20 protein-coding genes, 1 CRISPR repeat array and 1 riboswitch are annotated in these 25,089 nt (G+C 42.1%); of the genes, 9 read left to right on the forward strand and 11 right to left on the reverse strand.

Annotated features, from left to right (window positions below; translation table 11 throughout):
- Positions 1 to 7: 7 nt before the first annotated feature.
- Positions 8 to 910 (reverse strand): hypothetical protein, encoded by a 903-nt coding sequence (locus tag V7K67_RS26665; RefSeq protein WP_335169103.1) that lies wholly within the window; start codon positions 908 to 910, stop codon positions 8 to 10.
- 57 nt (positions 911 to 967) lie between these two features.
- On the opposite strand from V7K67_RS26665, the gene V7K67_RS26670 reads away from it, so the two are divergent.
- The 3 genes from V7K67_RS26670 to V7K67_RS26680 all read left to right on the forward strand — a co-directional run bounded on the left by V7K67_RS26670 (position 968) and on the right by V7K67_RS26680 (position 4,423).
- Positions 968 to 1,090, forward strand: coding sequence for a hypothetical protein (locus V7K67_RS26670; RefSeq protein WP_334733437.1), 123 nt, complete (start codon positions 968 to 970; stop codon positions 1,088 to 1,090).
- A gap of 469 nt (positions 1,091 to 1,559) precedes the next feature.
- On the forward strand, positions 1,560 to 2,786 hold the full coding sequence (locus V7K67_RS26675; protein WP_334733436.1) for a pentapeptide repeat-containing protein: 1,227 nt from the start codon (positions 1,560 to 1,562) through the stop codon (positions 2,784 to 2,786).
- Between the two features lie 107 nt (positions 2,787 to 2,893).
- On the forward strand, positions 2,894 to 4,423 hold the full coding sequence (locus tag V7K67_RS26680; RefSeq protein WP_335169105.1) for a YifB family Mg chelatase-like AAA ATPase: 1,530 nt from the start codon (positions 2,894 to 2,896) through the stop codon (positions 4,421 to 4,423).
- A 627-nt stretch (positions 4,424 to 5,050) separates the two neighbouring features.
- Here the strand turns inward: V7K67_RS26680 and V7K67_RS26685 are convergent.
- The gene (locus V7K67_RS26685) at positions 5,051 to 5,701 is read right to left on the reverse strand and encodes a type I restriction endonuclease (RefSeq protein ID WP_334733434.1); all 651 of its coding nucleotides are present in this window, start codon (positions 5,699 to 5,701) and stop codon (positions 5,051 to 5,053) included.
- Positions 5,702 to 5,893: 192 nt separating this feature from the next.
- Here V7K67_RS26685 and V7K67_RS26690 point away from each other — a divergent pair, with 192 nt between their 5' ends.
- The 4 genes from V7K67_RS26690 to V7K67_RS26705 all read left to right on the forward strand — a co-directional run bounded on the left by V7K67_RS26690 (position 5,894) and on the right by V7K67_RS26705 (position 9,781).
- Positions 5,894 to 6,910: a YihY/virulence factor BrkB family protein gene (locus V7K67_RS26690; RefSeq protein WP_334733433.1), complete on the forward strand. Its 1,017-nt coding sequence runs from the start codon at positions 5,894 to 5,896 to the stop codon at positions 6,908 to 6,910.
- Between the two features lie 228 nt (positions 6,911 to 7,138).
- Positions 7,139 to 7,690, forward strand: coding sequence for a DUF421 domain-containing protein (locus tag V7K67_RS26695; RefSeq protein ID WP_334733432.1), 552 nt, complete (start codon positions 7,139 to 7,141; stop codon positions 7,688 to 7,690).
- A gap of 40 nt (positions 7,691 to 7,730) precedes the next feature.
- Positions 7,731 to 9,026, forward strand: a complete 1,296-nt coding sequence (gene purB, locus V7K67_RS26700; RefSeq protein ID WP_334733431.1) for an adenylosuccinate lyase — start codon at positions 7,731 to 7,733, stop codon at positions 9,024 to 9,026.
- Positions 9,027 to 9,241: 215 nt separating this feature from the next.
- Positions 9,242 to 9,781 (forward strand): DUF4126 domain-containing protein, encoded by a 540-nt coding sequence (locus V7K67_RS26705; protein WP_334733430.1) that lies wholly within the window; start codon positions 9,242 to 9,244, stop codon positions 9,779 to 9,781.
- A gap of 102 nt (positions 9,782 to 9,883) precedes the next feature.
- Here V7K67_RS26705 and hemH read toward each other — a convergent pair whose 3' ends face one another.
- A complete protein-coding gene (gene hemH, locus V7K67_RS26710) occupies positions 9,884 to 11,050 on the reverse strand; it encodes a ferrochelatase (RefSeq protein WP_334733429.1) in 1,167 nt (388 codons plus the stop codon).
- Positions 11,051 to 11,143: 93 nt separating this feature from the next.
- Here hemH and V7K67_RS26715 point away from each other — a divergent pair, with 93 nt between their 5' ends.
- Together V7K67_RS26715 and V7K67_RS26720 are read left to right on the forward strand one after the other, a co-directional pair.
- The gene (locus V7K67_RS26715; RefSeq protein WP_335169108.1) at positions 11,144 to 11,767 is read left to right on the forward strand and encodes a class I SAM-dependent methyltransferase; all 624 of its coding nucleotides are present in this window, start codon (positions 11,144 to 11,146) and stop codon (positions 11,765 to 11,767) included.
- A gap of 390 nt (positions 11,768 to 12,157) precedes the next feature.
- Positions 12,158 to 12,841: direct repeats of the CRISPR family, unit length 37 nt; unit sequence GTTTCAATCCCTAATAGGGATTTGGATGAATTGCAAT.
- A gap of 467 nt (positions 12,842 to 13,308) precedes the next feature.
- A complete protein-coding gene (locus V7K67_RS26720; RefSeq protein ID WP_334706439.1) occupies positions 13,309 to 14,139 on the forward strand; it encodes a dienelactone hydrolase family protein in 831 nt (276 codons plus the stop codon).
- A gap of 11 nt (positions 14,140 to 14,150) precedes the next feature.
- Here V7K67_RS26720 and V7K67_RS26725 read toward each other — a convergent pair whose 3' ends face one another.
- The 8 genes from V7K67_RS26725 to ntrB form a co-directional block, all read right to left on the reverse strand.
- Positions 14,151 to 15,092 carry an extracellular catalytic domain type 1 short-chain-length polyhydroxyalkanoate depolymerase gene (locus tag V7K67_RS26725; protein ID WP_335169110.1) on the reverse strand — a complete coding sequence of 314 codons (942 nt, stop codon included), beginning with the start codon at positions 15,090 to 15,092 and terminating at the stop codon, positions 14,151 to 14,153.
- A gap of 93 nt (positions 15,093 to 15,185) precedes the next feature.
- A complete protein-coding gene (locus V7K67_RS26730) occupies positions 15,186 to 15,428 on the reverse strand; it encodes a hypothetical protein (protein ID WP_334733426.1) in 243 nt (80 codons plus the stop codon).
- A gap of 256 nt (positions 15,429 to 15,684) precedes the next feature.
- Positions 15,685 to 15,957 (reverse strand): hypothetical protein, encoded by a 273-nt coding sequence (locus tag V7K67_RS26735; protein ID WP_334733425.1) that lies wholly within the window; start codon positions 15,955 to 15,957, stop codon positions 15,685 to 15,687.
- A gap of 300 nt (positions 15,958 to 16,257) precedes the next feature.
- Entirely contained in the window at positions 16,258 to 19,377 is a 3,120-nt protein-coding gene (locus tag V7K67_RS26740; protein WP_334733424.1) for an MFS transporter, read from the reverse strand.
- A gap of 1,349 nt (positions 19,378 to 20,726) precedes the next feature.
- The gene (locus tag V7K67_RS26745) at positions 20,727 to 21,347 is read right to left on the reverse strand and encodes a universal stress protein (protein WP_334733459.1); all 621 of its coding nucleotides are present in this window, start codon (positions 21,345 to 21,347) and stop codon (positions 20,727 to 20,729) included.
- A gap of 175 nt (positions 21,348 to 21,522) precedes the next feature.
- Positions 21,523 to 21,735, reverse strand: a riboswitch (cyclic di-AMP (ydaO/yuaA leader).
- Between the two features lie 17 nt (positions 21,736 to 21,752).
- The gene (locus V7K67_RS26750; protein ID WP_335169129.1) at positions 21,753 to 22,589 is read right to left on the reverse strand and encodes an ABC transporter ATP-binding protein; all 837 of its coding nucleotides are present in this window, start codon (positions 22,587 to 22,589) and stop codon (positions 21,753 to 21,755) included.
- Positions 22,590 to 22,644: 55 nt separating this feature from the next.
- The gene (locus V7K67_RS26755; protein WP_335169112.1) at positions 22,645 to 24,087 is read right to left on the reverse strand and encodes an ABC transporter substrate-binding protein; all 1,443 of its coding nucleotides are present in this window, start codon (positions 24,085 to 24,087) and stop codon (positions 22,645 to 22,647) included.
- Positions 24,088 to 24,225: 138 nt separating this feature from the next.
- A complete protein-coding gene (gene ntrB, locus V7K67_RS26760) occupies positions 24,226 to 25,077 on the reverse strand; it encodes a nitrate ABC transporter permease (RefSeq protein WP_335169114.1) in 852 nt (283 codons plus the stop codon).
- Positions 25,078 to 25,089 lie beyond the last annotated feature (12 nt).

The raw sequence follows: 25,089 nt of genomic DNA on the forward strand, positions 1-25,089 counted from the left end.
CGGCTGGCTAACTGGATAACCCAAATCGCCGCCCTTCTATATAAACAATGCGGCTTTCAGATCCAGGACAACAAATTTTAGTCACTGGGGATTCAAACCAGCCAATACTCCAGTCGCGACCATTACCTAAACTTTGCATAATGATACCTGTATAGCGATCGCTTCCCCCATCATCTTGATATACTCCCACGCCAAAATGTGGCGAACTTCCCAGGCTGTACCAGTCGGCATCGTGGTAGTCATCACCAGCCTTATCTACCAAAAAGCCCAAGCTATACCAGTAAGCTGTACCTTGACCGTAAACCTCACATTCGTAGCGGTCATTTCCTGCGCCATCGACTAGCATCCCTACACCCCCAGCCCAACTGTGACCTTCTGTATAGTCTGCACGTCTTCCCAAACCTGCACCTTGGATAAAATGGACGTGCCTTTTGGCTCCAAATGGGCCGCCGTTTGGATACTTGTCTTCTAGTCCAATGTATTTATCGTCACCTACACTATCTAATAGCAGCCCCACTCCTTTAGTAAAGCCATAGCCTTGCCCGTACCTGTAGAGAGAATAGCGATCGCTACCTTCATTATCGATCAGCAGTCCTGAACCAAAAGCACCACTGCCTTGGAGATTGCTAATGCCTTGATAAGTGTCTTGACCTTGGGCGTCGTAGAGTATGCCAGTACCAAAAATACCTATGCCTTGACTGGCGTATTCTGCCTCATAACTGTCATTACCTTGTAAATCTAACAGCAATCCATAGCCGAAGATACCAGCCCCAAAGCTGGGAATTTTCCCCGGTGGGCTAGAGTAGCGGTCTTTGCCAGCTAAATCTAAGGTGACGCTGACACCATGAGCAATATTTTTAGTAGCAGCACCGCCAGAGTAAGTATCATTACCGTCAACATCTACGATCAATAGGTAATCTTAAAAGGGAACAGGGAACAGGGAACGGGCAACAGGGAAATCCCCATAATGAAAATTAGGGGATTTGTACAAGGACGTATTTTTTCTTGCGCTACGCGTCTCGAAAAAGTAGCGATCGCCCAAATTGTCGCACAATTTTTGGTATCACGAAAATTGCCCTATATTGCGTAAATACCAAATTTTAAACGCAGAGGGACGCAAAGGAAAGCGCAGAGGGACGCAGAGGTTTGCCAAATTTATTCGCTACGAATTAATTAAATGGTGTACTTAGTCCAATCTACTTAGGGTTTGTTATCAATCTGAGTAATCAGATAGACCTGGTTAATGTTACAGATTTTAAACTATTTCTCACAAGTAATATCGTGTTTTTAATTGTCTGGAATACTCCAGTTTATGGAGAAAAATGTTGTGTCCCAACTGCGAATCATTCGTGAATAATGCGATCCCTAACTTCTCTAGAAAGTCGAGGATCTTGTCGATCGCGAATGATTCAGGATGACTATATATAGATAATTTTTATGTCGTAGATTTAGTAGCTGATCAATTTTATCCGTGTTTTTACTCTATCATAACTTTATAGATACTCTTAGAATCAACCTAAATTTATTTCCGTAAGGAGTCGGATATGAAGACTTATGACATGTCTTTCATAAAGACCAATGGACACACGACTTTGTTGGTATTCATCTCAGTTATATTTATTTTATCATTCACTCTAATTTTCTCATTTTTTGAAAATATTCAAGAATTGTCAACTCAAGAAAAAATCGAATACATTACTCAAGCATTAACAACTATTGCCATCATTATTGGGGGATTGGCATTAATTATTAATGCTTACTATACCTCCAGACTCTCTCTGGATGAGAATCACAGTCTGTTAACCCAACTTCTAGCTGGAACACTAGCTTGGGATAAAAATATTGGAAATGGTATCAATCATACTCAAATAAATCCACAAGAAATTGTTCCCGAACGCTTTTCTAAAGCAATTGAACAACTGGGAAATGAAAAGATTGAAACGCGATTTGCGGCAATTTATGCTTTAGAACGAATTGCCAAAGATTCTCCAAAAGACCATTGGACAATCATGGAAATTCTCGCTGCTTTTATCCGCGAGAATGCCTCGGCGAATCAGGAATATGAGGACGAGTCAAGGCAATCATCCAAACTTCCTACAGATATTCAAACAGCCTTAACTGTCATTGGACGACGCGATTCATACAAAGATCCAATCAATCAGAAACTCGATTTACGCAATACAGACTTGAGTAATGCAGACTTAACGGAAGCTAACCTCTCAAGAGCGATGCTTGTCGGAGCTAACTTGCAATGGGTCAATTTTACACGAGTCAACCTCTCGGAAGCAGACTTATCAGTAACTTATCTTTGTGGTTCAGTCCTCTATGAAGCCAACCTGCAAAAAGCCATCCTCCCAGAAGCCAATCTCCAAGGCGTAGTCCTCAGAAAAGCGAACCTTTCTCAAGCAATCCTTTATGATGCCAATTTGGAAGGTGCAGTTCTTTGTGATGCCAATTTGGCAGGTGCAGTTCTTTGTGACGCTAACTTGGAAGGAGCAATTCTTTGTGATGCTAACTTGGAAGAAGTCAACTTCGAGGGTAGCAATCTCCAGGATGCAAACTTGATTGGCAGTAACTTGCAAAGGGCAAAACTGGCTGGAGCTAATTTAGACAGTGCATTACTGAGTACAGCTAACCTCCAAGAAGCTAATTTCCAAGAAGCTAACCTCTGTGGAGCAAATTTGAGCGGTTCGGAAAATGTAGAATCACAGCAGATTGAAGAAGCAATTGGCGATCGCACAACCATCCTACCGGAAAATCTGAAAATACCCCAGCACTGGCGATAATGCGATGGGCAATTGATGAATTGCCCAAAATCATCTATGTGCTTTCACTAATGCCAACCAACTAACTCATTTGCTAGAGATGTCATTGGTTTACTCTTATATAAGAAATGCTTGCTAGAGTCTGGAGTGCATCAATTGTGGGCATCGATGCCGTCAAAGTAGGCGTAGAAGTCGATGTGTCAGGGGGATTACCGGGAATTGTTGTCTTGGGACTACCAGATTCAGCAATTCAAGAATCGAGAGAAAGAGTCAAAGCAACTTTGAAAAATACTGGCTTTGCCTTTCCGATGCGAAAAATAGTCATTAATTTAACTCCGGCAGATTTACGCAAAGAAGGGCCCTGTTTCGACTTACCCATTAGTGTAGGAATTTTAGCGGCTTCTGAGCAAGTTAGCGCTGATTTGTTGGGGGATTATCTATTTTTGGGCGAAGTCTCTCTAGATGGCAGTTTGCGCCCGGTGGCTGGTGTCTTACCCATTGCAGCAGCAGCCCAAAAGATGGGAATTGTAGGTTTAGTTCTCCCTGCTGATAATGCCCAAGAAGCAGTAGTGGTTGAAGGCTTGGCTGTTTATGGTTACAAACATCTATCTGAGGTGGTGGATTTTTTAAATAATCCGGGGCGTTATAAACCTGTGCAGCTTGATAGGACAGTAGACATAGCAAAAGCATCATACCCTGGCGCAGATTTGCATGATGTAAAAGGACAGGCTCATGGGCGTCGTGCCTTAGAAATTGCTGCGGCTGGTGGGCATAATCTAATTTTTGTCGGGCCGCCTGGTAGTGGTAAAACTATGCTAGCAAGACGCTTACCAGGAATTTTACCGCCCTTAACCTTTGCTGAATCTTTAGAAGTGACTCGCATTCATTCGGTAGCTGGTTTATTGAAAAATCGTGGTTCATTAGTACGCGATCGCCCTTTTCGCAGTCCTCATCACTCGGCATCCGGCCCTTCTCTGGTGGGTGGTGGTAGCTTCCCACGTCCTGGAGAAATTTCACTGTCTCACAGAGGTGTACTTTTTCTGGACGAGTTGACAGAATTTAAACGAGATGTGTTGGAATTTCGGCGTCAACCTCTAGAAGATGGCTACGTCACAATTTCCCGCACCAAATTATCGGTAATGTTTCCCGCGCAGTTTACTTTGGTGGCAAGTACTAATCCCTGTCCTTGCGGTTACTATGGCGATACCATCCAACAATGTACTTGTTCTCCCCGCCAACGCGAGCAATATTGGGCAAAACTTTCTGGGCCATTGATGGATCGAATTGATTTACAAGTTGCAGTGAATCGCTTGAAACCAGAAGAAATTACCCAACAACCGACGGGAGAAACATCAATATCAGTACGCGAACGGGTGCAACAAGCAAGCGATCGCGCAATTACCCGTTTTCAAGGAGAAGCAAATCTGCGTTGCAATGCCCATCTACAAAGTCGTCATCTCCAGAAATGGTGCAAGTTAGATGATGCTAGTCGTAATTTATTAGAAGTAGCAATTAGAAAATTAGGTTTATCAGCCAGAGCAAGCGATCGCATTCTCAAAGTAGCACGAACTATTGCAGATTTAGCAGGAGAAGATGAGCTAAAAACTAATCATATAGCAGAAGCCATCCAGTATCGCACAATCGATAGAATGCAGTAGTTTTCTTATCTGATAGCTTAAATCTGTTAAAGGTTAACGCAGATAATTCGTGCTACCAGCAGCTAGAACAGCAAAGCTAAAGCTATGATTCTAATAAATAGACATCTGGTGAAAATGAATGTAGAGACGTAGCAGTGCTACGTCTCTACAAGGATTCTGGATAACGCATATTTAATTTCTGGAGATGTCTTACTGAGAATGTAGTATAGGATTACTATTTGATTTTTGAACAAAATTAGGTACTGTAGTGGCGTGTCAAGGCTAAAATGTTGTAAAAAAATTGTCGGTTGGGGAGCCACTGCGTTGCGCGGGTTAAGAGCGTTGTAGCAAGTGGCGTTGGAGGCTTTGCCAAAGCCAACAGATGTCAGGATGTTGGGTTGCGCTCCGCTCCACCCAACCTACGTCTCATGCACAATTTTTTTGCTTGCCACGCCACTACATATACTTAGATTTTTTCAGGAATCAAATCGGATTCCTATAGATTCTAGTACGCAGAGGGAAGCAAGTTGAGTCTTTGGATTCTCGATACTGATAGCGTTAATCGCTCTTTCTGTCAATGGAATTCTGGTAACACGGAACAATCAGGACTTTTGTCAAGTACCCAATTTAGTTTTGGACAATTGGACTTTATAAAGCTGTAGACGCAGAAGAGATTAACTGACCAATACGCTTAAGAATTTGCAAAACCGCGTACAGTTCTCTCGCGGATGCAAATGGGGCAAAAACTCTTGACAAATCGTACTGTGGTGTATTTGTTTGCGTCACTTTCACAAATAAAATATCGTCTCCATTCGTCACCATCCCAAATACAGTTTTACTGGGGTTAGGGTTAGCCATCATATAAGCTAGGGCTTGCGGTAAAGCTGACCAAACTGAGAGTGTAGTTTTTTTTGACTCCAACACCATCACCCACAACTGATCTTGTAACACTAAAACATCAATCCTTCCGCGCAATATCTCCTCACCATCATCCAACATTAGTTCCACGGATGATTCAGCCTTAATTCTGAAAGGAGGATCGTAAAATCCAGAGAGTGCAAGTATTGGTGACACTAACAACAATATAACTGTCCCTTCTAGTAAATCACCTCCGGCACGGTGATAAAGATACCTACGGCGCACGACATCTACAGAGGCTTTTTCCGCTTCTGTAATTTCAGACAATCCCTCATACCACTCTGGGAAAAATTGCTCGTTTTCAACACGGACAAAACCAAATCGATTTTCTGCATCCTCAAGAGTGGTAATCGCTTCTGTAATTGCTGCGGTCTGTGTCATTGCTTCTAGATAAAAATTGCTTGGCTATAGGATCAACATCAGCGCATTTTTATTATCGCCAATTGGCGATAAAATTCTAAATTCCTCCCCAAGGACGCTGCAAAAACACCCTTGGGAGGATGTCACAACTCAGTAAATCAGTATCCAATATATCAGGGACTAAGCAACATCCTCTAGAAGGAGACTGATTGGATGAATTTGCGAGCAATTTGGAAGTTATTACAAGAGACATTCAAAGAATGGAGTGAGGATAAAGCCTCAAGGTTAGCGGCGGCGTTAGCTTATTACACGATTTTTTCCATTGCACCGTTGCTAATTATTGTAATTGCGATCGCAGGTGCAGTGTATGGAGAGGACGCGGCAAGGGGTCAAATCGTCGGACAAATTCAAGGTTTAGTCGGCCCAGATGGCGCAAAGTTTCTCGAAACAGCGATTCAGAATGCTAACAAACCACAAACAGGAGCGATCGCATCCATTATTAGTGTTGTAGTTTTGCTCTTAGGTGCTACTGGTTTATTTACTGAATTGCAAGATGCCATGAACACGATTTGGGAAGTGAAACCAAAACCTGGACGCGGCGTAACTAACATGATTCGCCTACGTTTTTTGTCCTTTGCAATGGTGATTGGGATTGGCTTTTTACTTTTAGTTTCTCTGGTAATTAGTACGGCGTTAGCAGCATTAGTAACATACTTTAGCAACTTGTTACCAGGTGTTGATTTTGTTTGGCAGATTCTCAATTTCATCCTCTCTTTTGCCATCACTACGTTCCTATTTGGACTAATTTTTAAAGTTCTCCCAGATGTCAAAATTGCTTGGAGTGACGTTTTAGTTGGAGCTACTCTCACCTCATTTTTGTTTTCTATCGGGAGATTTTTATTAGGACAATATTTAGGTAATGGTAGTTTTGGTTCAGCTTATGGTGCTGCTGGTTCACTGGTCGTTATTTTAGCTTGGGTTAACTATGCCGCACAGATTCTTTTCTTTGGTGCAGAGTTTACCCAAGTTTATGCCAGAAGATACGGCAGCGGCATAACCCCAACTAAACATGCCATCCCTCTGTCTGATAACAGGGAATATGATGACACGACTCCAACTAGGCAAGTATCCACTAAGACAAAGACATCTTCCAGTTTTATTAATCCCTTATTTCAGAATTTTAAAAAGCCCAAGCGCTTAAAACAGAGAAGAAGAAATCAGCGATTTTAATCCATGATTGCAGGAAAGTTATATTTGTAAATCTGATAGATATTGAAGTATCTAATATCAAGTCTGGTTAATTATTGATGATTCCCATATTTGAATCTCTTCTCCATCAGTTGGGTGGAGTTATTCGAGTTTAATTAAGTCATCAACCAGAGATAATATAACTTCTAATAAAAGTCAGCTTTATAAAAAAACACAAATAAATTTATACTGGATTTTTTCCAGAATTATATGGAAAAATGGTTTTTCATCAATTGGCACGCAATTTTTGTTCCTAGCATCAGCGTCTTTGAGTTGATTATCCGTGGGTCACTAGTTTACTTGGCGCTGTTCTCAGTGCTACGCCTGCTTCCTAGCCGACAATTAGGAACGCTAGGAATTACTGATTTACTCGTAGTTGTGCTATTTGCGGAAGCTGCTCAAAATGCGATGGCAAGTAATTACACATCGATTACTGAAGGTGCGATTCTGGTCGGAACAGTGATTTTTTGGAGTTACTTACTGAACTGGTTAGGCTACAAACTTCCCCAGTTCCAACGTTTCCTGAATCCGCCACCGCTGCTACTGGTAAAAAATGGTCGGATGATTGAACGCCATCTGCAACGGGAGTTAATTACAGATGATGAGTTGATGAGCAAGTTACGTCAGCAAGGTGTAGAATTTTTAGCTGATGTGAAATTGGCGTATATAGAGGCTGATGGCAGGATTAGTATCATCATGTCGAATTCAAAAACTAGTTCTGTCCCTGAGCAAAAAGTAGCGTTAAAAAGCGATCTACATTAATTAAACTGTAAAATATGACGGTTGTATTCTGTGCCGAACTGTGATTGAGCGTTATACTTTACCCGAAATGGCTAATCTGTGGAGTGAAGCCTATAAACTAAAAACTTGGCTGCAAGTCGAAATTGCTGTTTGCGAGGCTCAAGCTGAACTTGGTTACATTCCATCTGAAGCTGTTGAGGAAATTAAAGCCAAAGCAGATTTTGACCCGAAGCGGGTGCTAGAAATTGAGGCTGTAGTCCGCCATGATGTCATTGCTTTCTTGACAAATGTCAATGAATATGTTGGTGATGCCGGACGCTATATTCACCTGGGTTTAACTAGTTCGGATGTTTTGGATACGGCTTTAGCACTGCAATTAGTTGCCAGCCTAGATATATTGTTGCAACGTCTAGAAGATTTGATTCAGATAATTCGCCAAAAAGCACGGGAACATCGTCATACAGTGATGGCTGGCCGATCGCATGGTATTCACGCTGAACCAATTACTTTTGGTTTTAAGCTAGCTGGTTGGTTAGCAGAGGTGTTGCGACATCAAGAACGCTTAATAATACTCCGGCAAACGATCGCTGTGGGTAAGATTTCTGGTGCGGTGGGAACTTATGCCAATATTGAACCCCGTGTAGAAGCGATCGCTTGCCAAAAACTCGGACTCAAACCCGATACGGCCTCAACACAAGTTATTTCCCGCGATCGCCACGCCGACTACGTGCAACAATTAGCCTTGGTAGCAGCCACCATTGAACGCTTTGCTGTAGAAATTCGTAATCTCCAAAAAACAGACGTTTTAGAAGTTGAAGAATTTTTCGCCAAAGGTCAAAAAGGCTCTTCAGCAATGCCACACAAGCGCAACCCTATCCGTTCGGAACGATTAACGGGAATGGCACGACTCGTCAGAAGTCATGCAGGTGCAGCTTTAGAAAACGTTGCCCTCTGGCATGAGCGAGACATTTCCCACAGTTCTGTAGAACGGGTAATTTTGCCAGATGCTTGCACTTTGACCCACTTTATGTTGTCAGAAATAACCGACTTGGTGAAAAACCTGTTGGTCTATCCTGAGAACATGAAACGGAATCTCAACTGTTACGGCGGCGTTGTGTTCAGCCAAAAAGTACTATTGGCTTTGATAGACAAGGGAAGCAACCGAGAAGATGCTTATGCGATCGTCCAAGAAAGCGCTCACGCCGCTTGGAACAAACCCGCAGGCAACTTCCAGGACTTAATTAGCAAAGACCCGCGTGTTATCCAAAAGCTGTCTCCAGAAGAACTAGAGGTGTGTTTCGACCCCCAGCAACATCTGCAGCATTTAGAAGAAGTTTACCAACGATTAGGAATTTAGGATTAATTTACCTGTAGTGAGCGCTTAAGCGCTTACTACTAATCTTTTACCCAAAAAATACGCAGATATTATCAAACAAGATATATAAAGATACCAACAAAATTTAGTATTGCATTGCTGAAGAGTATCTCTCTGATGCTGGAATTATTGTTTACACTGGGTAGTATATACAACAAATACTTACTTACTTATTTATTAGTATTAAGAGTGCTTTGATGATTGAAATCCTAGCCACACTTTCTGCCTCTGCGGCAGCGGGAATGAGAATAGGCATACCTTTGCTGATTATTGGACTATTGCAAGGTAGTGACTTGTGGTCACAAGTTCCAATTTTATCTCACATTTCTCCACCAATATTATTAGGTTGCCTCACCACTTGGTCATTAATTGAATTATTAGCCTCAAAAAAACTATGGGGGCAAAGATTTTTACAACTGGTTCAGTTATTCATGTCTCCCATCGTCGGTGCAATTATGGGGTTAGCAGTAGCTACCGCAACAGCAACGCCAAACTGGTTGATTGCCATCATTGGAGGTTTATTAGCTTTGGTACTCCAGCTAGTCCAAGTTGGTTGGTTCTATCGGTTACGTGGCTTACCATTGTGGGCAGTCTTTCTTCAAGATACATTGTGCATTGCCCTAGTACTATTTGCCTTTAATGCTCCCTGGCAAGGAGGATTAATTGCTTTAATACTGCTTTGGTTTGCAGTTCGTAGTGCGAAGCAGTGGTATGACTGGTATCGACAGAAAAGTTAGGAGTTAAAAGTGAGAAGTTAGGAATGAAGATAGAAGTTAAGAGTGAAAAGTTAGCGAGAAAAAATTTAAAACTCCTAACTCCTAACTCCTAACTCTTTTCATTTACTGCAAAATCCCAATCATGTGCAAGAAGCCGTGACCGGTAATTAGCTCGATGATTAAGGCAATAAAACCCAGCATCGCAATCCGACCATTCCATACTTCAGCACTAGTCGTCAGTCCCCACTCCCAACGCTCTTGAGGGTACATCTTTACCATTTTTTTCATTTGGGCAGCTTGCGAAAGCTTGAAACTGGGGTTTCTTAGCGCATCAATCACTAATTGGGCTAGTGCATTAATAAATACTGGATGGGTATTGGGAGCCGGTACGCGGCGGAAGTTGTGAATTCCTGCTTCTTCGGCTACTTCTCGATACTCAATATCAATTTCTTGTAGTGTCTCGATATGCTCTGAGACAAAACTGATTGGCACTACAACCAAATCTTTTACGCCTTGTGCGCCCAGTTCTTTGAGGGCATCTTCAGTATAGGGTTGGAGCCATTCTACTGGGCCGACACGACTTTGGTAAGCTAAGGTGTGAGCATTGGGTCGATTGAGGGTCTGTATAATCAAGGCACTACATTCCTCAATTTCCTGCTGGTAAGGGTCGCCTGCTTCTTCAACGTAGCTTTTCGGAACGCCATGAGCGCTGAAGAATATATGAACCTCATCCGGGTCAGGAAACTGCTCAAGTTCTTGGGCTATGAGTTGCGCCATTGATTGTAGGTAGCCTGGTTGTTTGTACCAAGAAGGAATGACGGTGTAATCAATGGGTTGAAGTTTTGGATCTTCTTGCCAAATCTTTTCTAAAAGCCGGAAGCTGGAACCACTGGTACTAATGGAAAACTGGGGATATAGTGGTAATATTACTAGGTGTTCTACATTATCTTGGGCAATCTGTGCGATCGCTTCTTCTGTATAGGGATGCCAATAACGCATTCCTACGTAAATATTGGCTTCTTGTCCCAAATAACCCAACTGTTCTTTTAAAGCTTCCCCTTGCGCTTCTGTAATCCGCCGCAGTGGAGAACCACCACCGATTTGCTTATAATTTGCTTGAGATGTTCTGGTTCGCCGTGTGGCAATAAACCAGGCTAGGGGCTTTTGCAACCAGCGAAATGGTAGGCGAATAATTTCCGGATCGGAAAATAGGTTGTACAAAAACGGCCCGACATCCTCTAGCTTGTCGGGGCCACCGAGATTGAGTAATAAGACGCCTACACGACCCATAGCAGTTACTTTCCCCCAATCTTTTCAGGTTTTTTACTAATGTTAACAATATATCTTTATTAAATATAAAGCTTAATAGCAAGGAAATATGCAATGGCAACAATTTTAAGAGATTGGAGTTACCGTTATCAGTGGTTGTATGATGGTATTTCGCGTTTAGCAGCCTTAAGTGTAGGTGGTGAAGCCCGTTTTCGGCAACTTGCTTTGCAAGGCTTAACAATTCACTCAGATACTCAGATTTTAGATTTGTGTTGTGGCAGGGGTCAAACGACGCAATTTTTGGCAAAAACTTCACAAAACGTAATAGGATTAGACGCTTCACCTAAGTCTTTGCAACGGGCGCGGCAAAATGTACCTGAAGCTTCTTATGTAGAAGCTTTTGCCCAGGAGATGCCATTTGCAGATAATCTATTTGATTTGGTGCATATCAGCGTTGCATTACATGAGATGCAGCCTCAGCAATTACAAAAAATTATTAATGAGGTTTATCGAGTACTGAAGCCTGGAGGGGTATTTACGCTGGTGGATTTTCACGCTCCGACAAATCCGATATTTTGGCCTGGGGTATCGATATTTTTGTTGTTGTTTGAGACGGAAACAGCTTGGGAATTGCTGAAAACTGATTTAGCTGAGTTGTTAACTAAGACTGGCTTTGAAGTGGGTAAGCGAACATTATATGCCGGTGGCAGTTTGCAAGTTATACAGGCGAAGAAGTGAAGAATATTGCTTTATTAATGGCAGGTAAGATCCGCTGCTATTAATAAAGTGTATATGGGACTCCTATTTAATATAAATAAGGAAACGAACCGCAAAGGATGCAAAGGGAAGAAAGAAGAAAGAGGTATTCTATAATTTTCACGAATGATTTAGGACTGCTATATAGCAATAATATCTCTGTTTCAGTATTAGACGTAGGTTGGGTTACGCAAAGCCTCCACCCAACCTACAATTTTTTTGCAACATTTTAGCCTAGAGAGTCCACTACAAGACTACCGAGATTTTTTCAGAAATCAAATATGATTCCTATATATAGCAATAATATCTCTGTTTCAATTTCTAACGCTTTTCTATGTATCTCATGAGATAAAAATCAGAAAGCTTTGTAAAGTTTCAATCCCTAATAGGGATTTGGATGAATTGCAATATTTGTATCTTGTACAAAATCTGGCTGGCATACCCGTTTCAATCCCTAATAGGGATTTGGATGAATTGCAATTTGGATGACATGGAGAGGTAAAGAAATGCGTCAAGTTTCAATCCCTAATAGGGATTTGGATGAATTGCAATGGAGAGAGATCGCGTAATGCGGGCTGACAACGATAGCGTTTCAATCCCTAATAGGGATTTGGATGAATTGCAATTTGAGATTGCTGAAGTCTTTGCGAATTTCTAGGTGTTTCAATCCCTAATAGGGATTTGGATGAATTGCAATTCAATGAGTGGGGCATTCAATGCTGGAGAATGCCCGGTTTCAATCCCTAATAGGGATTTGGATGAATTGCAATACCACTGGGAGCGTCCCCGCCGATTAAGTAAAAGGTTTCAATCCCTAATAGGGATTTGGATGAATTGCAATATGAAAAACAATGCCAAGCGCTTCATTGGGTAGAGATGTTTCAATCCCTAATAGGGATTTGGATGAATTGCAATTGTCAAATTCGTATCATAGTCCGATTTGGCTGCTGTTTCAATCCCTAATAGGGATTTGGATGAATTGCAATTCTCTTCTTTCAGCATCTTGTTGCTCCTGCTAAGTTTCAATCCCTAATAGGGATTTGGATGAATTGCAATAATGGCGGGAGCCTGAAAGCCAAGCTATATTTAGTTTTCAAGGTGCGGTTGCGCGAATATAGAACAATCATAGCATTAGAGAATTTTTTTGGGAAGAGTGCCGGGAAAGTTTGAAGGGTGAAACCTGTTTACTGTAAGCATTTCAGAGATTGCGCGGATGTAAATTGGGTATTGATGAGGTGAAATGCTTGCTGGGGTTGAGATAGAAGCACTTTTTTCAAGCTTTGAAATTTTTACACCTACCCTTCCGCGCATATAAGAGCAATCAGCACAGTAAATTGTTTAGTGCTATGGCTTTTATTTGCCAATACATCCGACTTTTCCCTAACATACAGCTACAGCAAGGAAGGCTTAGACAGTAAGGGAAGCTAGTATTACGGTAAGCTGATTGATAACTTGTAGTATTCATTTTATAGTACTGTACGTATAACAAACAATAAACTTTTCGCTAATTAAAGGTAGAGATGATGCAAGAAGTAACTCGCCGCCAATTCATTGCAACAGCCACCCTAGCAACAGGTTTTGCCCTCGCAGTACAACCCATTTCTTCTCAAGCCATCACCACTGATGCCAAGGGGTTGGTCGCTGGTGCGGTGAAAATTCCTGTCAAAGATGGCGAAATACCTGCCTATAGAGCAGCACCGGCTACTGGTGAAAATTTCCCAATTGTTCTGGTAATCCAAGAAATCTTTGGCGTACACGAGCATATTCAGGATATCACTCGTCGCTTTGCTCGGTTGGGGTATTTAGCGATCGCACCGGAATTATTCATCCGTCAAGGCGATGTCTCCAAGTTAAGCAGCATAGACGAAATTCGCCCAATTGTCGCTAAAGTACCAGATGCCCAGGTGTTATCCGATCTCGATGCCACAGTAAAGTGGGCAAAAAAGTCAGCTAAGGGTAATGGCGAAAAGTTGGGAATTACAGGCTTTTGTTGGGGTGGTCGTATTACTTGGTTATATGCAGCACACAATCCCCATGTGAAGGCAGGTGTGGCATGGTACGGGCGACTCGTAGGTGATGCGACTGAACTTCAGCCCAAGTACCCCATCGATATTGTATCGACGCTGAAAGTCCCCATTCTTGGACTTTATGGTGGGAAGGATACGGGTATTCCTCTAGATACAGTAGAACAGGTGCGCGATCGCTTAAAGTCCAGCAATAGCAAATCTGAAATTATCGTCTATCCCGATGCACCCCACGCATTTTTTGCTGATTATCGCCCCTCCTATCGTGAGAAGGAAGCTAAAGATGGTTGGAAACGCCTCTTGGCATGGTTTAAACAAAATGGTGTTTAAAAAACTTTGGTCTATGAACTATGACGTTGAAAAAAGTTCCAAATTGTTTCACTGGCGTTTAACCCCAGCTTGGCATTGAATTTGTTTAGGTTCTCGTCGGTTGAGGAACCACCAGGCCAAAAATGTCCACCGTTTACTACCGCTAGCTGCCAGACTTCTGAGTTACCATTACAACCTGTGTAGAGAGCGGTTTTAACTTTATCTTCAGAAAAATTTGGAGATGTCTTTGATGAGGTACATTGATCGTGCGATCGCCAAAAATCTACCATATCTGAGATAGAAACCAGCGCTCCTCGTTGAGTGTGGTCGTCACCTTCATAAAGTACATCGTGATCGTTTGTACCGTTAATCATTAACATCGATATGGAAGTTTGAGGCTGGCAATTAGGTTTGAGTCTAACTGGGAGCGAACCCGCTACTGATGCAAAACCAGCAATTTTATCAGGTAATTTACAAGCCAGTGCTTGGGTAAGTATGCCACCTCTAGAAAAACCAGTGGCATAAACTTTATGACTATCAATATTGATTTCCTGCTGAAGGCGATCGATCAAAGCACTGACAAACAAAACATCATCCACCTTTCCTTGAGCGTTACCTCTAAGGCTCCATTTTTGGTCAATTCCATCTGGATAAACAACAATAAATCCTTTTTGCTCTGCTAATTCATTGAAGTGAGTCACATTACTAATAGACCGACCACTACCATCATCTCCATGAAAAACTAAAACTAACGGCATCGGGCGGTCTGGATTATAAGATTTTGGAGTGTAAAAATAGTAAGTACGTAACTTTCCTTGGTCATTTAATTCTCCATAATGATCGCCACTCAAGATTTTTTCTTTACCTATACTTCTTTCTTCAGCTTGAATGGAATCGCCGACTGTCAAGAAAGTAATTCCTAATAGAAGTATCAGAAGTTTTTTAAAAAGTCCAGAAGTGTGATACATGTTCATATTAATAGATACTTTGTAAGTCTTATTGAACAACAAGTTTTTACCTAAAAGAGGCTAACAACTCAAGTAGGGTTGTTAGCCTCTATTCAGATATTAAACTCTTGTATTTACATATCGAGCAGGAACTCGAACCTTAACCCATCTGTTACCGCGTCGTACTGTCTCCCAATGTGCAGGAATTAGCTTTCGTTGAAATCGAGCAACAACAGGTTTATGTACAATAGCAGCTCTATTAACATTGGGTCTGACAAGATTTTCTGCTGCCGATGCTTGTGAGGGCAAGGAGGAAATTGCAAATGGTAGAGCAAGTAATGTACCTAATAAAATACGTTTCACGTTCAAATCTCCATCAATTAATTAACTTGAGTTTTCTACAGCACTTATCAATAATTTATGAACAGATGGTTTGTTTGCTACACAGCCTCATTGATTTGCTGTATTGCTCTCAGTTTAAAATACTGAATCAGAAGATACAGTGGAATAAAGTCACAATTTCAGTATGACTTTATTCACATTTTTGACTTTGGATAAAAATAGGAGTTCAGGAATGCTTTCTGCTATTAGTATCATTTACTACTTAAACTTGTCGTGGCTACTGAATTTTTGAGACGATAATGCCAATCAATACGGCAAGACCTAGCGCTCTGCGAAAATAATTAACGCCTTGAAATAGTTCCAGCCACGCCCAAGTAAACAAGGAGCCATTTGCCAGAACGTCTAACACTGTATTGATTTTACCAGTTGTAAAAATTAGAGTTAGTAAACTAGCTACGATCCAAAGGATAAGTGGTGGGTTCGGGATTTCAGCCACAACAATTTTGCCATTGCTGTCACGGAAGATTTTATCAACTAATGTATTTTGCATTACTTGAAATTGCTACTTAGGTAAAAATACTTAACTTGCAAAAAAAAATACGGGGCGTTCTATTGAGAATAGGCTGAGGTTTTATTGCAAATTACCTAATAATATTAAAACATTCAGACAAATATCTTTTCAATTATCTAATGGCTGAGATTAGAGCAGTAAAGAATATTCATATATGATTATATTGAAAGGCATACTCAGATGAAATTTGCCAATATATTTCAGGACAAATGACATCCCAAACATAGAAAAGCCTCCCACAGTAGGAGGCTTAAAAATTAGCGGAGACAACTTGTTTAACTACAGCCTAACTACAGCGATCGCTCCTCCTAATGCAGAGAAAAAGGCGGAAACGGATGCTGTGGCAAACAACCACCAAGCGGCTGTAGCTGCGGCTTTGCGGGTTTCTTCTGCTTGCCGCTGTGCTTGATGCTTCACCTGTTCTAGGCGGCGTTGGGCTTCATGCTGTATGCGTTCTGCACGTTGCAGTACTGTGTTGCGGGCCCGTTCAATTTGGTCGATGATCCGGTTGGCGTCTTCTTCGGAGATGTCCTCACGAGAACTCATAATTGCCACTAGGGTATCACGGTCAAAAGAGGAGAGGCGATCGCGCAGAGCATCAAATCCCGCCTGAGGATCGTCAAAAAATGTCCGAACATCGCGCTTAATACTATCATAGTTAAGTTCTGGGCGATCCAGGGAGTTGAGATAGTTACGAATGCGGGCAAAAACCCCATCAATTGCATCTTGAATGCCTCGTTGGATGTTCCGCACTTGTTCGACAAATTGATCCTTTACAGACACCATATTATCGGCAATCCGCGCTGCTTCTTCATCAGAAATATCTTCCCGAATTTTCAGCAGGGCGATGATTGTAGAACGGTCAAAATGGGAAAGGCGATCGCTAAAACTTTCTACCCCAACTCGCGGATCGTGCAACAATAATTGCAAGTCGCGTTTGATACCTTCTGGATTGAGTTCTTCTTTGCCAGTTTGACGCAGATACTCTTCTAGATAACCTTTGAATGTTTCCACTCTTTGTTGTGTACGGCTAGCTAGGCGACGAGGCGCACGTACAAAGTTACGAATCGAAGTTTGGGTGGAATCAATAATTTCATTGACTTGTTCTTCACTCAAGTCTTGACGCTGACTGAGTAATTTCACCAGTGTATCCCGGTCTACCTGCGACAACCGACGGCGCAGTGCGATGGCTCCCTCTTTGGGATTTTCAAACAATTTGGTCAAATCTCGCCCAATTCCTTCTGGGTTCAGTTCTTGTTTACCAGTATTCCGTAAGTAATCTGCGATCGTTGTCGTCACAGAGTCGTATTGCTCTTTCGCTTTATCAACTACAGCTTGGGGTGTGTGGCGAATATTATGCCATGACTCCTCAGTAGCATTGATGATTTGATTAACTTGATCTTCACTCAAATCTTCCCGCTGACTCAACAATTGCACTAAGGTATCGCGGTCAAAGCGAGATAAGCGCGCCCGAATTGAGGTAATCCCAGCTTGAGGATCTTCCAGTAGCTTTTTGAAGTCGGCACGGATGGCATCAGGATTCAGTTCTGATTTTCCGGTGTTACGCAGATATGATTCTACATTTAACCACAGGGTTTCTGCTTGATATTGTGCCTGTTCAGCCAGTCCTTTGGATTCTACCAAGACGCGATCGCGCTGTTTTTCCAACTCATCCAGAATGCTGTCTACTTCATATAGCTGGATATCATTACGTTGCAGCAATATCTCCCGAATTTCCTGCCGTTCAATGTGCGCCAGTCGCAATGTCAGGGTTTCATAATCTGCCTCTGAGTCTTGCAACAGTGGTTTAAAATTCTGCTCAATGCCTTCGGGTGTCAAATCTGCTTTCGGAGTAACAAGCAAATAACTTTCTACTGCACGTTGCAAGTCTTGGACTATCTCTCTTTCTTCAATAGCTCTGACTGTTATTAGCACTTCTTGGCGGACAGTTTCTAGCTGATTTGCAATGCGCTGAATTTGACCTTGGGTAAGTAATCCCCGTTGTTGCAGAATTTTGGCGAAATCATTGCGGGATAGTCGTTCTAGTTCCCTGCGGACGATTCCAGGGTCGGCTGCTGGGTCGTAGATGACATCATGAAATTCCTGGGCAATTCTTTCTGGACTCAGTTGCCAAGCATAAGTATTGTACAGGTAGTTTTCCACATCAGCCCGAATTGGGCTATAGGGTTGTGATGGTGTTGGCAACCCTAGCTTATCTGCTTGTTCGGTGACTTTATCTTTGGCGCTGGTGAGACTACCCAAGATTTTTTCCACATCCAAATCAGACAAATCTGTGCGTCCTAACACAATGCCGGTTAAGGCAGATAATCCTTGCTGGAGTGTACTTTGAATTGGCCCGGTAGCTGCCTTTTGACCAGATTCTTTGGAACCACGGTTTTCTGCTAATAACCGTTCCAGCTTGGCGTTGAGTTCATCTGTTTTGCTTTGTCCTGGTGGGAGTGATTTCAGATAATCGATTAACTCACCCAAACGGTCTTGGGTGGCTGGTTGCTGACTTACCACTTGCTGCCAAACTTTAAATAAAGTATCAGCAATGCGACTAACATCTTTTTTGGAAAGATCAGTGCGGCTGCTGACTAACTCAATAAACTTCTGGCGATCGATGTTGCGGATATCTGGAGTCCCGGCGATCGCTTTTAATTGCGGATCGTTGAGTAAATTTTCAAAATCGCTCCGAATCTTCGACACATCGAGTTCCGGAGGACGGATCTTTTCTAAGTAATCTTCAATGTTTTCTCGGATACTTGCGGGGTCGATGGCGCTTCCGAGTTCTCGACTGATAGCGGCGGCGGCGGCTTCTGCTGTGGCTACTACTTGGTTATTTACAGCTTTAGCACCCAAGGCGGCGGTAGCAGTCCCCATAATCGCCTGAAACCCAGATGTTGCCGTATTGACAACTGAGCCGATTAAAGAGCCTACGGTGGTGGAACTGACCCAAACGAGGATCAGAAAGTAAGCACCCCAAATCACCAAACCGAGAATCGCTCCCAAGGTTGGATCTAAGATTACCAGGCTCAATTTTACCGCGAGGAAAGAAGCAATTAATAAGGCGATCGTCACAGTGACTAATGTCCAAATCCCTACTGCTGTGCCGATTTTGCGAATACTGCTGCCCAAACTTCCCACTTCCCCATTATCTGAATCCGAGTCAGATGAGTGCCCCAGGTAGGAAATACCGGCTGCAAGGGAGAGATTAGTTAGAACTAATTGGAAAGCAAAGGCTAGAATCACGCCGGAGATTAAAGCCACAAAAAAGCGCGGCCCGGAAGTGAGAACCGATGCCTGTGCTGGCGTGATATTTGAGGCATCTACTTGAGTCTGTGCCACCCACAATAGGGGTTTGTAGAGTCCCACCATGATTTCCGTACTTTGGAGCATTGGATTTCCTTCTTCTAAGTTTAAAATTGGGGAATTAAGATTTTCTTGAGAAGCAACTCTTAGTATTTATTGTTTTTACCTATGGCATTACCTAACTCTTTAGATCAGAATCGTAGAATTTAGCTGTTTAAAGCATCTCTCTAAGGGTTGAAACCCTCATCCAGCGGAAGATATAACTTTTTACCATCTCTTGGTAAAAATATTAATAAAATTAGCACGGAAACATTAATTATATGCTGTTGATTTCTAATTTTTAATTGCCTGTCTATAGCGATTTTTTTTGATTAAATTGATGATATTTGCTATCCTTTATCACCCTCTATCTGACTTTTCAAGTCATGTGGAAAAGCTAAGGATTGACTTAACCCCCTAGCCCCCTTCCCGAAACGGGAAGGGGGAAAATTCAAAGTCTCTGACGCCACGTGCTTCAAGTCGGCATAGCCGCCCAACGCAGTGGCTCCTCCTTGTAGGAGAGAGAAATAGAAGTGAGGTTTTCCAGATACCGTGAAAAGTCAGACCCTCTATAGGTTAATACACTTGGGTTAGTAACGTAGATTAAATAAAATGCAAAACTTCATCCTGTCTCACGATCCCTCTCCAATATATCGGAGAGGGATTGAGGGTGAGGTAAACCAGGGATATAAATTGTATATTATTTAATCTTATTCCTTAGTGTCAAAAACCTTAAGTTGTGTAGTTTGGGTTGAGGAACGTAGACCCAAAACTTCCAGGGATTTGTTGGGTTGCGCTTTGCTTCACCCAACCTACAATTTTTATTAACCCAAGCGTATTGCTCTATAGGTGGATTTTTGTTGATTATCGTCTACAATATAAAAGCTCGGCTTTCAAGATAGTCGCTATAAATCGATGCGATTCCACTCCGTAAAAGCTTCTATAAAATACTTACAAAGAACAGCGATCGCATTTCCTCGTAAAATATTGGGTTTTGTTCCCTAACCCAATCCAATACTGTTCGCTTAAGTCAAGAGACGCGATGAATCGCCGTCTCTACAATAGACATCTGGTGAAAATGAATGTAGAGACGTAGCAGTGCTACGTCTCTACAATGATTCTGGATAACGCATATTTAATTTCTGGAGATGTCTAATAATTAATCTTTCGTCTTTGCTATGATTTATCGCATCTTTAGTGATCTAAAATTTTCATCAAAAAACCTTAACCGAACCGTATTGTAACCCAATCTACACATTTTTATTTTTTAGTCTTAGCAGTATTGCATTGGTTTCTACCCAAAGTTTATTTACTGAGTAGCTAAAAAAGCCACCTAGTTTTAGGTGACTTTTCTCTGATCAAAATTTGACAAAAATTACTGGAATTTTAAAGAGCGATTATTCATCAATACTACTGGGAATACCCAAAACGGCACAGGGAAAATTAGAACCTAGAGCCTCAATCATCGGATGATTGACAGAATTGCAACCTAGAAACAGAATATCAGCCGCTTCTGATTCAACAACTTTGCTAAGTTCTGTAGAAATGCAGCCAAACCGCAAATGAGATTTGAAGGAACCCTGCCATTCTTCAGCTAAACTTCGCGCTTGCCAGAGAATTATATCTGCTTGTTGCAGAGGAGTTACCACAGTCTGCAATTTGGGTTGAGTTAATACCTGTGTGACAGATTTTGATACTTCACTAACTTGACATTCCAACGGAAACGGTTGTGTTGGAAAACTCAAGATATTTGAATACTGACTGCTTTGATTATCTTCTACCACATAAACAGCTTGAACTGTGACTTCTGCATTAGTGGCTAAACGGGTTTGATGGGCAATCCAAAAGGCAATATCTAATGCCGTATGACTGTTGGGAGATGCGTCATAAGCAACAATTAAGTTAACTGCTTTTGAACTTTGAGGTTTTTCAGAAAAAGGTTTTTTTGGTTCTGGCACGAGTACCATTTGTTCAATTAAGTCATCTCGACCTGTGGCACTTTGCAGACGTGCTAACATTGGTTTGATTTGCACAGCTTTACTTCTCCTAATGAAATGAATTAGCAATGAGAAGCAGGGGGACAAATTTTAGATTTGAGATTTTGGATTTTAGATTGAGTGACGATAGCCAAAATCTCAAATCTGAAATCAGTCAAGGAAACCCCAATAATAACTGTATTACAGCCAAAATCTTGGGGGTTCCTTCCATTGCCTACGGAGTTAGCTGACGGGCTAAGACTGGAAGGTGTCTCTCTCTTAGGAGTGCTGAGTGGTGAGTGCTGAGTTAATATTAATAATTCCTAACTCCCGATTCTTAACTCCTCACTTTCTATGAGATACGCCCCACAATATGGTTCCTCCGCTCCAAATCCAGCTTTCATGAATTTGAATTAGGCTACCCACTAAAAAAAATGATAATCTAATTTACTCGTCTTGGGCAAAATATCGATCCAGGAAATTTAGGGCGTGGTTGCTGAGTTCAAAATACTCTTTTGAATTTCGCATGGTGGCGCGATCGCGCGGACGCTCAAAAGGAACTTCTAAAACCTCCCCGATACTAGCAGCCGGGCCATTGGTCATCAAGACGATGCGATCAGACATATAAATTGCTTCGTCTACATCGTGGGTAATCATCATCACTGCTTGACGATTATTTTCCCAAATATCCAATACCTGCTGCTCTAACTTGCCACGAGTTAGTGCATCTAATGCCCCAAAAGGTTCATCCATCAGCAACATTTTGGGACGAATTGCTAAGGCTCTGGCAATACCTACTCGTTGTTTCATACCTCCAGAAATTTCATCGGGATATTTGTCAGCCGCCGCCGTCAAGTTTACCATTGCCAAGTGTTGATTTACAATGCTAATTTTTTCAGATCGATTAGCATTTTTTAACACTTCATCTACGGCTAAACGGATATTTTCTCTCACTGTTAACCAAGGTAACAGCGAATAGTTCTGAAATACCATCATCCTTTCGGCTCCCGGCTGACGAATTTCTTTCCCATCTAGCCTGACTGAGCCGGAAGTGGCTTTTTCTAAACCAGCTACTATCTTTAATAGAGTTGATTTCCCACAACCTGAATGACCAATTACAGAAATATATTCATCTTCACCAATCGTCAGATTAACTCCATCTAAGACGACAAAGTTATCTTGATCAGGTGTCGGATAAGACTTGACTAAATTTTCAATTTCTAAAAATCCAGGGCGGGGCAGAACTTGGTTCTGAGTATTAATAGGTAATGAGGTATATTCCATCATCCAATGCTCCGCAAATAATTTACTCAATCAATCAAAATTTAAACTTGGTATTTTAAGACATGAAAAAGCGAGAGGGAGCGTTAGCCCTGATGGCAAAACTATTCAGATAGCCTACCGGATCGCTAGGATCGAAGCCTTTCTGATCTATAAATACTTCTGGTGGTTCAACCTTGTAATCATCCTTGGGACATTTGATGCCCATTTCCGATGCTATCTCCCGATATAAATCTGTTCTCCAACCTTGTTCTGCTATTTTCTCGGCATTTTTGGGGAATTTATGAATTTGTCCCCACCGCGCTGCTTGTGTCATCAACCAAAGACTTCTGGATCTCCATAAAAATGTTGAGTGTTCTCCTGGCTGTTGGGGAATGTTGTCAGGAATATCGAAGAAAATCGTGGTGTCAGCGGCTTGGATGGTGCGGTCTTTGCCATCAAAGCCGCCATAGTTATAGTTACCAAGAATTCCCGGACTTGTAAATTTGGCGATTGGGGCATCTTTCTTTTTTGGTCTAGCACCTGTAAATGATCGTTCTGTAAGTAGTTCGGCTACTTCTTGGCGGTTTTCTACTTTACTGCAATATTGACAAGCTTCAATCATCGCCTTGACGAGGGAACGATAGGTTTTGGGATATTTGTCAATGAAAGATTCCATCACCCCTAACAAACGATCTGGGTGTCCTAACCAGACTTCTTTACCTTGGGCGAAGGTAAAGCCAATGTTTTCATTACCTGTAATTGCTCTTGTATTCCAGGGTTCTGCAACCATGTAAGCTTGCATGGCACCAATCCGCACGTTTGTTACCATTTGGGGGGGCGGAACGATGATAATCCGAAACTCTTTGAGTGGATCAACACCTGCGGCGGCGGATACGTAGCGGACAAAGTATTCGTAAATGGCGGAACTTAGCACTACCGCCCAAACTTTGCCTTCTGGCGGCTGCTTGTCAAAATAGCCTCGGAAATCGCGCCCAAAGGCTTCTAGCGCGCCATCGCCATATTTTTCTTGATACTCGTACCACGGACGCAGCCCAAAATCCCACATAGCTTTGTTCATCGTCATGGCGTTACCGTGGCGATGGATGGTCATGGCTGCACATAAGGGGGCGTGACGCGCACCTTCGGCACCAATTCTGGCGTTGGTGACTGCACCAGATACGACAGGTGAAGCATCCAGGCGACCAAATATTAAACCGTCGCGGGAAGTAGCCCAACTGGCCTCGCGGTTGAGTGTGACGTTCAAACCATATTTGCGGAAGAAACCTTTTTTCCAGGCGATCGCAAATGGCGCACAATCATTAACGGGAACGTAACCAACGGTAATATCAGCTTTTTCTAAGTCTTGGGATCTAACTACTGGTTGTACAGCTAAGGCTTCTTCAGTTAGTCCTTTTGCGGATCTATCTCCTGAAATCGCACAGGAAGATAACGCTATTCCGGTTGTGGTTGCTCCGATTCCTTTAATAAAGTCTCGTCGAGTCCAGTTATTATCACCCATTCTTGTCGCTCCATTGGTGGATCAATTTTGGATTTTAGATTTTGGATTTGTTTGATTAGACGCTGTGCGAACAGATATTATTAAATTTTGGATTTTCAATTCTTCGATCCAAAATCTAAAATCTAAGATTCCGTTTAGTTAGTTGAAAGTTTTAGGGCGATGGGTGACTAATTCTTGAATTTTCCCCACGGCGTAATCTAGAATTAACCCAGTTAAGCCAATTATAAACACAGCTAAAAACACTGAACTTAGGTTTAAACGACTCCATTCATCCCAGACGAAAAAGCCGATACCAATACCACCTGTCAGCATTTCCACAGCAACGATTACTAGCCAAGCTATACCTAAACTAATTCGCAAGCCTGTAAAAATATACGGCAAACTTGCAGGCCAAATGATTTTTGTAATCCGTCGCCAGCGTGGCATTTCTAACACTTGCGCCACATCTAAATAATCTTGGGGAACGCTAGAAACTCCTAAGGCGGTATTAATAATTGTCGGCCATAAGGAGGTAATAAAGATGACAAAAATGGCGGAAGGTTCTGCTAAATTGAAAATTGCTAAGGCAATGGGTAGCCAAGCTAGAGGTGATACGGGTTTAAAAATTTGAATGATCGGATTAAGCGCTAGCATTGCCGGTCTGGACATGCCAATTAAAAACCCCAGAGGAATCGCTACTACCGCACCTAACAAAAAGCCTAGTAATACCCGACGCAGACTTGCGATCAACAACCAACCAATTCCTAAGTTGCCTGGGCCTCTCTGGTAGAAGGGATTTAAGATGTAGTCTAGATTCGCGATTAGCGCTTCTGGTGGAGTGGGCATTAATTCATGGTTGGCAAGTGCAATAATCCACCACAACACAATTATTCCCAAGAAGCCCAACACAGGTAGAATGAAGACATCTCTAAGGATGACAGGTTTTGTCTTTTTCCAAGTCGCTTGTGCAGCGATCGCTGCGATCGCTGCTAGATTTAGTTGAAATATCATTTACGACCTCAA

The sequence above is a fragment of the Nostoc sp. genome (genome assembly GCF_036917155.1).
GTDB lineage: Bacteria > Cyanobacteriota > Cyanobacteriia > Cyanobacteriales > Nostocaceae > Nostoc.

Excerpts from the sequence above, each read along its gene's own strand:
- V7K67_RS26675 (WP_334733436.1), top strand. The coding sequence starts at position 1,560 with ATGTCTTTCATAAAGACCAATGGACACACGACTTTGTTGGTATTCATC.
- V7K67_RS26705 (WP_334733430.1), top strand. The coding sequence starts at position 9,242 with ATGATTGAAATCCTAGCCACACTTTCTGCCTCTGCGGCAGCGGGAATG.
- V7K67_RS26740 (WP_334733424.1), bottom strand. The coding sequence starts at position 19,377 with ATGCTCCAAAGTACGGAAATCATGGTGGGACTCTACAAACCCCTATTG.
- V7K67_RS26725 (WP_335169110.1), bottom strand. The coding sequence starts at position 15,092 with ATGAACATGTATCACACTTCTGGACTTTTTAAAAAACTTCTGATACTT.
- hemH (WP_334733429.1), bottom strand. The coding sequence starts at position 11,050 with ATGGGTCGTGTAGGCGTCTTATTACTCAATCTCGGTGGCCCCGACAAG.
- V7K67_RS26670 (WP_334733437.1), top strand. The coding sequence starts at position 968 with ATGAAAATTAGGGGATTTGTACAAGGACGTATTTTTTCTTGCGCTACG.
- V7K67_RS26680 (WP_335169105.1), top strand. The coding sequence starts at position 2,894 with ATGCTTGCTAGAGTCTGGAGTGCATCAATTGTGGGCATCGATGCCGTC.
- V7K67_RS26750 (WP_335169129.1), bottom strand. The coding sequence starts at position 22,589 with ATGGAATATACCTCATTACCTATTAATACTCAGAACCAAGTTCTGCCC.
- V7K67_RS26720 (WP_334706439.1), top strand. The coding sequence starts at position 13,309 with ATGCAAGAAGTAACTCGCCGCCAATTCATTGCAACAGCCACCCTAGCA.
- V7K67_RS26695 (WP_334733432.1), top strand. The coding sequence starts at position 7,139 with ATGGAAAAATGGTTTTTCATCAATTGGCACGCAATTTTTGTTCCTAGC.
- V7K67_RS26745 (WP_334733459.1), bottom strand. The coding sequence starts at position 21,347 with ATGTTAGCACGTCTGCAAAGTGCCACAGGTCGAGATGACTTAATTGAA.
- ntrB (WP_335169114.1), bottom strand. The coding sequence starts at position 25,077 with ATGATATTTCAACTAAATCTAGCAGCGATCGCAGCGATCGCTGCACAA.
- V7K67_RS26690 (WP_334733433.1), top strand. The coding sequence starts at position 5,894 with ATGAATTTGCGAGCAATTTGGAAGTTATTACAAGAGACATTCAAAGAA.
- V7K67_RS26735 (WP_334733425.1), bottom strand. The coding sequence starts at position 15,957 with ATGCAAAATACATTAGTTGATAAAATCTTCCGTGACAGCAATGGCAAA.
- V7K67_RS26715 (WP_335169108.1), top strand. The coding sequence starts at position 11,144 with ATGGCAACAATTTTAAGAGATTGGAGTTACCGTTATCAGTGGTTGTAT.
- V7K67_RS26685 (WP_334733434.1), bottom strand. The coding sequence starts at position 5,701 with ATGACACAGACCGCAGCAATTACAGAAGCGATTACCACTCTTGAGGAT.
- V7K67_RS26755 (WP_335169112.1), bottom strand. The coding sequence starts at position 24,087 with ATGGGTGATAATAACTGGACTCGACGAGACTTTATTAAAGGAATCGGA.